This is a genomic window from Nocardia sp. NPDC057272 (assembly GCF_042668615.1).
In the GTDB taxonomy this organism is placed as follows: Bacteria; Actinomycetota; Actinomycetes; order Mycobacteriales; family Mycobacteriaceae; genus Nocardia.
In genome coordinates, this window is sequence record NZ_JBHUYK010000008.1 from 44,104 (window position 1) to 56,433 (window position 12,330).

The 12,330-nt window shown below is 68.0% G+C and carries 12 protein-coding genes; 4 read left to right on the plus strand and 8 right to left on the minus strand.

Annotated features, from left to right (window positions below; all coding sequences use genetic code 11):
• Positions 1-12: 12 nt before the first annotated feature.
• Positions 13-1,482 (minus strand): IS607 family element RNA-guided endonuclease TnpB, encoded by a 1,470-nt coding sequence (tnpB, locus tag ACFULV_RS14150; protein ID WP_378656483.1) that lies wholly within the window; start codon positions 1,480-1,482, stop codon positions 13-15.
• Positions 1,483-1,635: 153 nt separating this feature from the next.
• On the opposite strand from tnpB, the gene ACFULV_RS14155 reads away from it, so the two are divergent.
• From ACFULV_RS14155 to ACFULV_RS14165, 3 genes are all read left to right on the plus strand, one after another.
• Positions 1,636-1,881: an antitoxin gene (locus tag ACFULV_RS14155; protein WP_301904870.1), complete on the plus strand. Its 246-nt coding sequence runs from the start codon at positions 1,636-1,638 to the stop codon at positions 1,879-1,881.
• Positions 1,882-1,929: 48 nt separating this feature from the next.
• Entirely contained in the window at positions 1,930-4,215 is a 2,286-nt protein-coding gene (locus ACFULV_RS14160; protein ID WP_378656486.1) for an ATP-dependent DNA ligase, read from the plus strand.
• A 74-nt stretch (positions 4,216-4,289) separates the two neighbouring features.
• A complete protein-coding gene (locus ACFULV_RS14165; protein WP_101464487.1) occupies positions 4,290-4,463 on the plus strand; it encodes an antitoxin in 174 nt (57 codons plus the stop codon).
• Positions 4,464-4,601: 138 nt separating this feature from the next.
• On the opposite strand, the gene ACFULV_RS14170 is transcribed toward ACFULV_RS14165, so the two are convergent.
• The 5 genes from ACFULV_RS14170 to ACFULV_RS14190 form a co-directional block, all read right to left on the minus strand.
• Positions 4,602-5,243: a cysteine hydrolase family protein gene (locus ACFULV_RS14170; protein WP_378656489.1), complete on the minus strand. Its 642-nt coding sequence runs from the start codon at positions 5,241-5,243 to the stop codon at positions 4,602-4,604.
• Between the two features lie 51 nt (positions 5,244-5,294).
• Entirely contained in the window at positions 5,295-5,936 is a 642-nt protein-coding gene (locus ACFULV_RS14175) for an ammonium transporter (RefSeq protein WP_378656492.1), read from the minus strand.
• A 173-nt stretch (positions 5,937-6,109) separates the two neighbouring features.
• On the minus strand, positions 6,110-6,850 hold the full coding sequence (locus ACFULV_RS14180; RefSeq protein WP_378632053.1) for an energy-coupling factor transporter transmembrane component T family protein: 741 nt from the start codon (positions 6,848-6,850) through the stop codon (positions 6,110-6,112).
• On the minus strand, positions 6,847-8,976 hold the full coding sequence (locus tag ACFULV_RS14185; protein ID WP_378656494.1) for an ATP-binding cassette domain-containing protein: 2,130 nt from the start codon (positions 8,974-8,976) through the stop codon (positions 6,847-6,849). The genes ACFULV_RS14180 and ACFULV_RS14185 overlap by 4 nt, the downstream gene beginning before the upstream one ends.
• Positions 8,977-9,057: 81 nt before the next feature.
• Positions 9,058-9,978: a DMT family transporter gene (locus ACFULV_RS14190; protein WP_378656497.1), complete on the minus strand. Its 921-nt coding sequence runs from the start codon at positions 9,976-9,978 to the stop codon at positions 9,058-9,060.
• Between the two features lie 84 nt (positions 9,979-10,062).
• Here ACFULV_RS14190 and ACFULV_RS14195 point away from each other — a divergent pair, with 84 nt between their 5' ends.
• Positions 10,063-11,010, plus strand: coding sequence for a LysR family transcriptional regulator (locus tag ACFULV_RS14195; RefSeq protein WP_378632060.1), 948 nt, complete (start codon positions 10,063-10,065; stop codon positions 11,008-11,010).
• On the opposite strand, the gene ACFULV_RS14200 is transcribed toward ACFULV_RS14195, so the two are convergent.
• Positions 10,956-11,735, minus strand: coding sequence for a metallophosphoesterase (locus ACFULV_RS14200; RefSeq protein WP_378632062.1), 780 nt, complete (start codon positions 11,733-11,735; stop codon positions 10,956-10,958). The genes ACFULV_RS14195 and ACFULV_RS14200 overlap by 55 nt on opposite strands.
• 151 nt (positions 11,736-11,886) lie before the next feature.
• Positions 11,887-12,330, minus strand: a complete 444-nt coding sequence (locus tag ACFULV_RS14205) for a MarR family winged helix-turn-helix transcriptional regulator (RefSeq protein ID WP_378632065.1) — start codon at positions 12,328-12,330, stop codon at positions 11,887-11,889.

Here is a 12,330-nt window from a genome sequence, read left to right on the forward strand (position 1 = left end):
TCAGACGCTCCATCAGGCAGCCTCACCTTGCGGTGATGCGGTCCGCGTCGAACCCAGCTCACGCTGCGACGGGGTAGACGTTTCACAGCCTCCTGCCTCGCCCGCTCGCGCGGGCTCGGACTTGCGGATCGCTCCACGTCCTGGCACCGACCCACTGTCGGCACAACCCTGTTCACCCACCTTGGACAGGCGGGTCTCGCCGAGTCGGGCGAGGTTGATCGCGGCATTACGGTCACGATCAATCGACAAACCACAGAACTCACAGCGATAGACGCGGTCGGCGAGGGTCAGGTTTGGCTTTCGCCCACCACACCCCGAACAGGTCTTCGAGCTCGGAAACCACCGATCAGCTTCCACCAACACCGACCCGTACCAGCGAGTTTTGTACGCCAGCAGTTGTCGGATTTGGGCCAGCGCCGCGTCAGCGAGCGCTCGGTTCAGCCCTTTCTCCCGGACGCCACCGGCAGACCGCATCCCGGCTGCGTTCAGTGTTTCCACTGTGATCACCTGGTACTGCTGGGCCAGGTGGGTGGTGGTCTTGTGTAAAACGTCACGGCGGATCGCGGCAGCCTGTCCGCGCGTTCGGCAGATCCGAGCGGTGGTGGTCTGCCACCGCTTCGACGGCCGCCGCCGGGCTTTCGCAACCGGGTCATACGGACCCTGCTGACGCGCCGCCCGCCGTTGCAATACCCGCAACCGGGCATGTGCGGCAGTCAAGGGTTTCGGCGCCTGAACACGGGCTACCTCACAGCCGTCGGGGGTCGCGATCACCAGAAGCGCGTCGGCTTTGACCCCGACATCGACCCCGGCCACCGGGCGCGGTGACCGGTGGACATGCCCGGGACGGGTTTTAGCGGCGACAAGTGTTTGGAATGAGACGTACCAGCGGTCACGCGAGTCCTGGGCGAGTGTGGCGGAGAGGATGCGAGCGGTTCCCGCCTCGACTCGGCGCGCGAGTTCGCGGGTCGACTCATGTGTCTTGATCCGCCCGACCCGCGGGAGGACGATGTGATGGCGATCGGGCTCGACCCGGATCGCCCCCGTCGTGAACCGAACGCACCGCCGAGCCCGACCCGCGGTTTTGAATCTCGGGAACCCGGCCGGTTTACCGGCTCTCAGACCGGTCCGGGATGTAGCCCAGTTTTCCAGCGACCGGGCGAGGGCATCGAGTCCGGAGTTGTAGGCCTCCTTCGAGTTCTGCGCCCACCACGGCGCGTGTTCGTGTTTGCGCTGGTTCCAGACCTTGCGGAGTCCGGGTAGCGACCAACCGACCGGCGGGGTCAGTTCGGTCTCGGAGATCTCGTAGCTGCGTTCCGCGGTGCGTTGATCCATCACGGCTTTGATCAGGGCGAGCATGTGATTGAACGCGAACCTGGATGCACCGCAATGCGATCGGAGCACCGGTTGTTGCTGCGAGGTGGGGTCGAGCGCGAATCGGTAGGCTTGCATCGTCCATCCGTCCGGGATGTCGAACCTCGCCATCCGCGATCAACTCCTTTCTTCTGGGTCTCGTTGCTGCTCGCCAACAGCGGTTACGATGCCATAGCGGTGAGACATATTTCGGTCCATGCCAGCGGTCGGGCCGCGACAGTGGTGATGTGTGCTCAGAACCTTCCTCGAAAGGAACACGGTCAGATGAGTCTCGTGGATACGCTCAAGGGCTTGCTCGGTAAGGGCAAGGTAGCGGTCGAACAGAACGCCGACAAGATCAATGAGGCGGTCGACAAGGCCGGCACCTTCATCGATGACAAAACCAAGGGCAAGTACAGCGACAAGATCGAGAAGGGCAAGGACGCGGCCAAGAAGGTCGTGCCCCCGCAGGCAGGTCCCGGCACTGCCCCCGGCGGCCCCGCTCCGACAGATCCGGGACCCAAGGCCTGATTCGGTGCGCGGGGATCGGTAGACGGTCCCCGCCGTCCGATCGCGTCGATGGTCCGCCGGGAATTTCGGGGCGCTCCGGGAGAACCGGACATCGAGGTTGAGCTCAGCAACCTCGACAAGGTGCTGTACCCGGCGACCGGCACGACGAAAGGCGAGGTGATCGCCTACTATTCGGCGATCACCGAGGCGGCGTTGCCCCATCTCGCCGGCCGTCCGGTCACCAGGAAGCGGTGGCCGAACGGGGTCGACCATGCCGATTTCTTCGAGAAGAACCTGCCCGAGCACGCGCCCGCGTGGATCCAGCGGTCCGCGATCGAGCATTCCAGCCGCCGGGTGGTGTACCCGCTGATCGATTCCGAGGCCGGGATGGCCTGGCTCGCGCAGCAGGCGGCGCTGGAAATCCATGTGCCGCAATGGCGTTTCGACGCGGACGAGCGCGGCCCGGCCACCAGGATCGTGTTCGATCTCGACCCCGGCCCCGGCGCGGGTCTGGCGGACTGCGCACGAGTGGCACTCGCCGTGCGCGACATGGTCGCCGATATCGGCATGCCGGCATTCCCGGTGACCAGTGGTAGCAAGGGAATTCACGTCTATGTGCCGCTGGATCGGCCGGTGAGTTCGCGTGGCGCGTCCACTGTCGCCAAGCAGGTAGCCACCAATCTTGAAGCGCTGCACCCGGATCTGGTGACGGCGACCATGGCGAAGACGGCCCGCAAGGGCAAGGTGTTCCTGGACTGGAGCCAGAACAACGCCGCCAAGACCACCATCGCCCCCTATTCGCTGCGCGGTCGCGCCGAACCCAATGCCGCCGCTCCACGCGCCTGGTCCGAGATCGAGGACTCGGACACGCTGCGCCAGTTACGTTTCGACGAGGTGCTCGCCCGCTGGAAGGCCGACGGCGACCTGCTGGCCGAACTCGATCCGCCGCTTCCCGCCGACTCCGAGGCCGGTCGGCCGACTGCCCGCCACGATTCGCTCACCAAGTACCGCAGCATGCGCGACCCGCAGCGAACCCCCGAGCCCGTCCCCGAGGCGACCCCCGAGCCCGGACCCGGCAACCGCTTCGTCATCCAGGAACATCACGCGCGCCGCCTGCACTGGGACGTCCGGCTCGAGCACGACGGCGTCCTCGCCTCCTGGGCGGTGCCCAAAGGTCCGCCGACCGAGCCGAAACACAATCGCCTGGCGGTGCGCACCGAGGATCATCCCCTCGAATACCTGCACTTCCACGGCACCATTCCCCAGGGCGAATACGGTGCGGGGGAGATGACGATCTGGGATTCGGGCACTTACGTCACCGAGAAATGGCGCTCCGACGAGGTGATCGTCGAACTCGACGGCGAGCGGGTGTCCGGCCGCTACGCCCTCATCCAGACCAAGGGCGACCAGTGGCTGATGCACTACATGCGCGACCAGACCCGTCGAGAACCCGTGGTGGACAGCGGTTTCCCGAGCGGACTGTCGCCCATGCTGGCCACCGCGGGCGAAATCGAATCGCTGTCCCCCGTGGACTGGGGCTTCGAAACCAAGTGGGACGGCTTCCGGGTGATCGTCGAGATCCACGACGGCACCGTCACCGTCCGCAGCCGCGCCGGCAACACGGTGACCGCCCGCTATCCGCGCCTGGCCGCCCTCGGCGAAGAGCTGGCCGGGCATCAGGTGGTCCTGGACGGCGAAGCGGTGGTCCTCGACGACGCCGGGCTCTCGGATATCTCGGCGCTGCAAGCGGATTCGGCCCGCGCGGTGTTCATCGCCTTCGACGTGCTCTACCTCGACGGCACCTCGCTGCTGCGCAAGAAGTACACCGACCGCCGGGCGGTGCTCGAGGCGCTGGGCAGATTGTCGCCGTCGATGAATGTCACCGCGCTGCTGGATGGTTCGGGCGCCGAGGCGATGAGGGCCAGTCGCGAGCAGGGGCAGGAGGGGGTGGTGGCCAAGCGGCTGGAATCGGTGTATCAGCCGGGCAAACGCAGCCAGACCTGGCTCAAGCAGCGCAACTGGCGCTCGCGCGAAGTGGTGGTCGGCGGGTGGCGGCGCAGCGACAAACGACCGTTCAAGTCGCTGCTGCTCGGCATGCCGCACGAAGACGGCCTCATCTACGTCGGGCGGGTGGGTACCGGATTCGGAGACGAACAGTCGCGTCGGATCGCGGCCGAGCTCGACGGATTGCGGCGCGAGACGTCCCCGTTCACCAACGAGATGACCGCCGACGAACGCCACGACGCGCAATGGGTTACCCCGAAGCTCACCGGCACCGTCCGGTTCCAGGCGTGGACCGACACCGGACGGCTCTGGCATCCCGTATGGGACGGTGTGACGAGCTCGCCACGATGATGCCCACCGTGAAAGCTGCGATGTTGCTACGGTAATCGCGTTGTACCCGGTGTCGAATCAACGAGGAGTGCGCGGTGGATTTCAAGAACCTGGCGGGCAAGGCGATGGACCTGGCTGCCCAGCATGCGGACAAGGTCGACGGCGTCATCGACAAGGCGGGTGACGTGGTCGACGAGAAGACCGGCGGCAAGTTCAGCGGCCAGGTCGACTCCGCCCAGGACGCCGCCAAGAACGCCATCCGAGACTGAGTTTTCGGCGGCTGGCGCCGCGGGATTTTCGGCCCTGTGGGCCTCGAATCCGAGGGACGAGACTGCGCCTTCGGCGTTCCGTCTCGTCCCTCGGATCCGAGGCGGCCGAAAATCCAGTGCTGAGAGATTGCCGGGTTGTCAGTTTCCGGTCATCAGGGCGGAGATCGTCTCGACATCGGTGACCAGCGCATTGCCCTGGAACGCGAAGTCGTCGTAGGCGCGCGCCATCGCTTCCTTGTCGCGGCCGCCGCAGGCGTCACCGATCACCACGGGCACGAAACCCAGGTCGGTGGAGTGGGTCACGGTGGGCGCGATCCCGATTTCGAGTGCCACACCGGCGATGGCGTAGGAGCCGATCCGCAGATCACGCAGCAGGGTGGCGAGGGGTGTGCCCTCGAAGGCCGACATCGACATCTTGTCGAAGACCAACTCGTCTTCGCGTGGCACCAGTTCGGGCACCAGCTCGAACGAGGGCGTATCGCGTTGCAGAATGAAGGCCACGTCGTCGACGGATTCGGCGTTCTGCCAGCTCATCAGCAGCCGCATCCCGTACACACCGGTCAGTCGCCGTGGCGGGAAGAAGTGCCGGAGGAAGATCACCGGATAGCCGCCGCGCCGGGCGGCGTCGACCACTCGCACGACGCGTTCGGTGATCTCCTGGCCGTCGGGCAGCTGGCCGAGAACCCCGACCTGCATGTCGTAGACGATCAGCGCCATCCGGTCGGGCGCGCACAGATCGCCGAGGCTATCGGGAATGTCGAGTCCGTTTCCTTGTCGCACCGACGCCAGTGTAGGCGCCGGTGCGAGGGAGGAATCGAACTGTGGCGCAGACTATTTGGTCTGCTGGGCCCACTGTGTGGTACCTGCCGGCGCCTGGAGGGTGTTGATCAGGTCCATGCCCGCGATGACCAGCGCGGGTCCACCGACAATGATCGTGCCGATGATGCCGCCGACGCTGGCGCCGGTGACGAAGCCCGGGATCGCACCGACACCGGGAATGAGGACACCGCCGACGATCAGGCCGATCACCGCGCCGAGGCCCATGCCGACGAAGCTGCCGACGGCGGTGGCCAGGCCGAAGGTGGAAGCGAAGTTCGCCTGTGCCGCATAGTTTTCGGCGGGTGAGGCGACCGGCGTGAGGTTGGGCTTGGCCGCGGCGACGTCCTTGACCGCGGTCAGCTCGAGTACGTGGCCGTCGTCGCGAACCGCGTGCGGCAGCGGGTACTCCAACTTGCCGTCGCGGACCGAGAGTGGCATCGACATCAGGGTGGCGCCTGCTTCGTCGCGGATCTCGACCGCACCGCCGGTGACGGCGAAGGTGCCGTGGGTGAGGGTGGTGATGAGGGTGTTGCCGACGACCTCGGTGCGGTAATCGACATTCGGCGTCACCGGGTCGGCCCCGGCGACTCCGGTTCCCATCAGCGCGACGGCGAGCACCGGGACAGCGGCCGCGGCGATTTTGCGGATGATCATGTGAACATTTCCCATCTGGATTTCATCAGGTGTGAGTTGCTCGAACAGGCGCCGTGGTGATGACTTCCCCCGAGAAAGTTTCGTGACCGGCGCGTGAAGCTGCCTAGCTCGATTTCTGTGACGAACCATAGCTTGCACCAGGGTTTCGGGGCAGTGAATTCGGGGTATTGCGCTCAGCCGATAATGTTGCTCAGCGCCACGGCGCCCGCGCAGACCACCACGACCACGCCGAGTGCGATGGCGTCGCGGCGGTGCGGAGCGCTCGGATGGGCTGTGAGCATGCCGGTGCCGCCACGGGCGGTGATCGCCTCGCCGAGTTCGCCCGCGCGCCGCGACGACACCGCCATGCACGCGGTGAGGATGTCGATGAGCGGGTTGTCGGCGGCGCGGTGCATCAGATTGTCCTTGGGGCGCAGTCGGCGTGCGGCGCGCAGCACCCGGATCTCGTCGAACAGCAGCGGCAATCCGCGCAGGGTGAGCGCCACGACCACGGCCCATTCGTCGACCGGCAGACGCAACTTACGCAGCGGCGCACCGAGTTTCGCGAGGGCGGGGGCGATCTCGCCCATCGGCGTGGTGAAGGCGATCAGGAACGAGGCGGCCACCAGGACCATTCCGAAGACGAAGATCTGCGTGTAGCCGAGCACCGCCTTCATTCCGATCGGCGCGTTGATCAGGCCGCCGAGCACGACGAGTCCCCAGAACCACCACGGCAGCCGGGGGATCGCACCGAGTGGCAGCCGCGCGAGTACCCAGATCAACACCAGGAAGGCGGTGATCACGCCGAGCACCGGCCAGGACGGCAGGAACATCAGCAGCAGGCTGATCAGGAACGCGGCGATCATCTTCGTGCCTGCCCACAGGCGGTGCACGACACTGTCGACCGGGACTTCACGCAGCAGCACTGTGCTCATGGGGTGGTGCCTTTCGGTGCGCTGGTGTGTGCCGTCGCGCCCTCGTCACCGCGACGGCCGAGGGGCAGGCCGGCGACGAAGGCCGGCTTGTCGAGTGCGCGTTCGGTTCTCGGGATCGCGTGGCCGTCGGCCGAGACCACCACACCGTCGTCCAGGTGCACCGTGCGGTCGCAGACCATCGCCATCTCCGCGACATCGTGAGAGATGATGATCAACGTCAGCCCCGAATCCCGCAGCCGGGCGAGCAGTTCCACGATCTCGGCGCGGCCCTGTGGATCCAGGCCCGCCAGCGGTTCGTCGAGGACGACAACCTGCGGCCTGCTCGCCACCATCGCGGCGAGGACCACCCGCTTGGCCTGTCCGCCACTGAGTTCCTCCACCGAACGGGCGGCGAGGCGGCGGTCGAGCCCCACCGCGTCCAGCGCTTGCCCGACCGCGCCGGACCCGGTCGCCCGCCCACCCCAGTCGGCGATCTCCGCGCCGACTGTCTGCTTCTGTAGTTGCAAGCGGGAATGCTGGAAGGCCAGCGCCACCCCGCCGACCTGCTTGTCGACCGCGGTGCCGCGCAGTTCGCAGCGTCCCGAGCTCGGCGCGATCAGTCCGGCGATGATCCAGGCGAGCGTCGATTTGCCCGATCCGTTGCCACCGACGATCAGCAGCGCCTCGCCCTTGCGGACCGACAGGTCGACACCGTGCAGGGCCGGTGCTTCCCACGGTGTGCCGCGGTTGTAGGTGTGGCGCACGTCGGCGAGTTCGAGGACGGGGGCGCCCATCGCCCTGCGGCGCTGGTCGCGGGCCGGGTGGGGCCAGCTCGCGAGGTGGTCGACCATCCGGCCGTCGGCGAGGTGGATCACCCGGTCGGCGGCGGTCGCGTCGGCTTCGTGGTGGGTCACCAGGACCACGGCGGTGCCGTGCCGGCGCGGGAGTTCGGCCAGGAGGGCGACGAGCTCGCGACGGCCGTCGGGGTCGATCATCGAGGTGGCTTCGTCGGCGATGAGCAGCGCCGGGCGGCGGGCGAGCGCGGCTGCCACGGCGAGGCGCTGTTGCTGGCCGCCGGAGAGGGTGGCGGTCTCACGGGCGCCCATGTCGGCGAGGCCGACCTCGGCGAGGAGCGCGTCGACGTCGACCGCGGCGGCGGATTCCGCCGACAGGCCCCACACCACATCGTCGGCGACCGAGACGCCGAGAGTTTGGCTCTCGGGTCGCTGCAGGACCAGCGCCGTCCCGCCGAGCGCGCCCAAGCCCGCGGAACCGGGACGGTCCACCGCACCCGTTGTCGGCGGCCTGCCTGCCAGAACCCGGGTCAGGGTCGACTTGCCGGAGCCGTTGTGGCCGACGACGGCGACGAACTCGCCCGGGCGAATGGTGAGGTCGATGCCGGCCAGCGCGTCGATATTCGTGCCCTCGTAGCGATAGCCGACTCCGTGCAGGGATACCGGCAGCGGACCGACCGGCCGATCGTCGAGCGGCGCGTCGAGTCGATCGCTGCCCGGCAACCACGCGAGGCGATCGAGTACCGCCCCGAGCACGAACCAGGAGATCACCGTGCTGACCAGCACGCCGAGCGCCACCGTACCGCCGACGTAGATCCACCACCAGCGCAGCACCACGTCGACGGCGTCGGCGGCCATCCGGCCGAGCGGCTCCAGCGCGGGCAACCGGCCCGCCAGATTCTCGATGCCCTTCGCGGTATTGCGGATCGCGTCGAAGAACAGGTCGCGTGTTCGTGAGAAGACCAGCAGACTGCCGACGGAGAACAGGCCCCAGCCCACGCCGGCGACGATTCCGAGCGCGAACACCGTGGGGAATCCGCCGCCTCGGCGCTTCACCGTCCCGATGATTCCCGCCAGGGTGGCCGCGCCCATGACGCCGAGTGCGGGCATCACACCGGCGGCCACGAAGGTGACCAGCGTGGCCGCGACAGTCGCCGTGATCAGTGCTCGTAGCCGATACCGCTGGGCTAGCAGGCCCAACGGCACTGCTGCGACGAGCTGCAACGCGGCCGCCATGGGAACCAGTGAGCCCACGGTGATGAGGCCGACGGTGAGTCCGGCCATCACCGCGCCGCTCGCCAGTTCGATCGGGCGCAGGGGACCGCTGGGCAGACCCGCGGGCTTGTCTCTCACGTGTCCAGTCTGCCAGGGGGCCGGGTGTGTGGGTGTGGGGCTGATGTGGAGGTTGTGTGGGGTTGCCTGCGGGCGTGTCGGCTACCGGAGCGCCGGGGCGGCGCCGTCCTGGTGCACGGGGGCGGACTGTGGGCGTCGATGGAACATGCTCGGCCGCAAGCGCGCGATCGCGACGCCGGTCAGGCACAGGGTGCCGCCGAGGAGTGCGGTGGCGGTGGGGACCTCGGCGAGGAAGATCCAGGACATGACGATGGCGAGGGCTGGGACGGCGTAGCTCGAGGACGCGGTGACTCCCGCGGGGGTGTGGGCCAGGGCATAGGCCCAGAGCAGGAAGGCGAGTGCGGTCGAGACCACGCCCAGGTATACGACGCCGATGGTGGCGGAGAGCGGGGCTTCGGCCAGCTCGTGTGCCATTTTCGGTGCCCACGGCAGGAGGACAGCGGCTCCGGCGACCGCGCCGAGGGCGGTCGCGGTCAGCGGGTCGGTGGACCGCAGCACCAGCTTTTGCGCCACCACGCTGATGCCGTAGAGCAGGGCGGCCGCCACTGCGAGCAGCACGCCGATGCGGTCGCGCTGTCCTGGTCCGGTGAACGCGATGGTCGCGGCGCCGGTGAAGCTGACCGTGATGCCGGCGACCAGCAGCGGCGGGAAGCCCTCGTTCAGGAACAACCCGGCCAGCACGGCGACCACGATGGGTGCGATGTTCACCAGCAGGGCGGTGGTGCCCGCGTCGAGATGCTGTTCGGCGGCGTTCACCAGCACGGTGTAGAGCCCGAACCAGAGTGCACCGTAGGCCATCGTGAGCCACAGCGCCGTGCCGCGCGGCATCCGGCCGCCGCGAAACGCCAGCACCAGCACCAGCACGACGGCGCCGACGAGCAGCCGCCCGGATGCCATCGCCGCGGGCGAGACGTAGGGCGCGATGCCGCGGATGATCACGAACGACGATGCCCAGGCGAGCATCACGGCGACCAGGGCGAGAGCGGGCAGGCGTGACTTCATGCCTCTACGGTGGACCCGTGAAGAGGTAAGCACAAGCGGGTATTCGCCATCTAATATTCAGTAGAACTGAATCGAGGAGCTCGCATGATCGACACGCACCGCTTGATGATCTTCCGATCCGTGGTCGCCACCGGCTCGGTGGCCGCGGCGGCCTCGACCCTCGGCTACTCACCGTCGGCGATCTCCCAGCACCTGACCGCACTCCAGCGCGAGACCGGCTTGCAGCTGCTGGAACGGGTCGGTCGCGGCGTGGTGCCGACCCCGGCGGGCCGGGTGATCGCCGGGGAGGCCGCCAAGGTGCTCGACGAGCTGACCGCGCTCGGGTCGACGGTGTCGGACCTGCGCGCGGGCAAGGCCACCCGGATCACGATCAACTCGTTCAGCTCGGCGGGCACCAACTGGATGCCCGACGTGGTCGCCACCCTCACCCACGAATTCCCCGACACCAGGGTTCGCCTGCGCATCGTCGACGAACTGGCCGCGGTGTCGGGCAACCGTCCCGACATCGCCCTCACGGTGCGCTTGGGCAAACCGGCCCAGATCTCCGGCTACACCCACCGCGACCTGATGACCGAGCCCTACGTAGCCGTCGTCCCCGCCGACCACGAACTCGCGACACGCACCACCGTCGACGTCGCCGAACTCGAGCGATACCGCTGGATCGACAACGACACCAGCCACGGCCCCTGCCGGCAGGCAATGCTGAACGCTTGCGCCGCAGCGGGTTTCACTCCCCGGTTCGTGGTGGAGACCACCGACTATCCGTCGGCCCTGCGATTCGTGGCGCGCGGAGTCGGCATTACCGTCGTCCCCCGCCTCGGCGCGACGGACCTGCCACCCGGTTCGCGCGCGCTGGAGCTGACCAACCCGACGCCGCGCCGCACGATCTGCGCGCACATCAAGGACTCCGAGTCGTACAACCCGGTCGTCACCCGGACGATGGAGTTGCTGCGGGCGGCCGCGGATCGGCCGGGCGGTCAGGCGGGTGGGGGTTCGGACAGCCAGCCGCCCATCGCGACTGTGCGGAAATGAGTTGTCAGGCCGAAGTTCTCGTCGATGACATGCAGCGCGATGGCCGGGTCGGGTGCGTAGTCCATGACGCGGTGGGGTGGCGTCACTTCCCATTCGCCGCCGAGGACGGAAGCCGTACTGGGACCGGTGATCATGGGTTTGCCCGCGAAGATCGTCGCGATGGGGGCGTGGGCGTGGCCGGTGAGAATGCCGACGATGCGTGGATCGCCCGCCACCACGGCGGCCAGCCGGCCGGGATCGGCGAGCGCGATGACATCGACCACGGGACTGAACACGTGCTTGGGCGGATGGTGCAGGGCCACCAGGATCGGTCCGTCCGGCGCCTCGGCGAGCGTCGCGCGCAGCCAGTCGAAGGTGTCCTCGCCCAGCAGGCCCGCGGGTTCACCGGGGATGCTCGAGTCGAGCATGACGACGGTGAGCGCCCCGACGCGGTGGACGCTGTTGACGGGAGTGGTCGAGGCCGGCTCGCCCAGCAGTGCGGTGCGGAAGTTCGCGCGGTCGTCGTGGTTACCGGGCAGCAGGTACACGGGGATGTCCGCTTGCAGGGCAAGGCGCGCTTGCGCGTACTGCTCCGGCGTGCCGGAATCGGTGATGTCGCCGGTCACCAGGATGACGTCGGGCCTGCGTGGCAGGTCCGCCAGGTAGCCCATCACCGCCTCCACCCGTTCGGTGTTACGCGCGCTGAGGTCGAAGTGGGTATCGCTGAGCTGAGCCGCCAGGATCATCGGCAGTCGCTTTCTTCTCTGGGATCGCTCCGTTGCGTCAGAGTGCGCCGGTATGACTCATCGGCACCTCTCCAGGCTAGATGACCTGCGCTTATTCGTCTTCATGAGCCGTGCCACGGACTGAAACCCACGAGGTGGTCTGTGTCGCCGCTCACCCGGGTGATTCCGCGGTTCGGGTGCGGTCGGCGAGCAGCTGTAGTACGCGCAGGAAGGTATGGCGATCGGCGGCGGGTAGGTCGGCCAGTAGTCGCTTCTCCTGTTCCTGGATGTCGTGCTGGGCGCGGTCGCGCAGCTTCGCGCCGTCGGCGGTGAGCCGGACCAGGTTGACGCGCCGGTCGGCCGGATCGGGCTCGCGCAGGATCAGGCCGCGCTGCTGGAGGTCGTCGAGGACCGGGATGATCCGGGTCTTGTCCGCCCGGATCGTCTTGGCGAGCGCGGCCTGGGTGTGGACGGGCCCTTCGTCGAGCCCGAGCAGTACCACGTAGGCCCACATGGTGAGCCCGTGCCGGTCGAGGACGGGCCGCTCCGCCTCCGTCAGCGCACGGCCGAGCGGGACGAGCATGGCCGCGAGATCCGGCCGGGTCGCTTTCGGCAT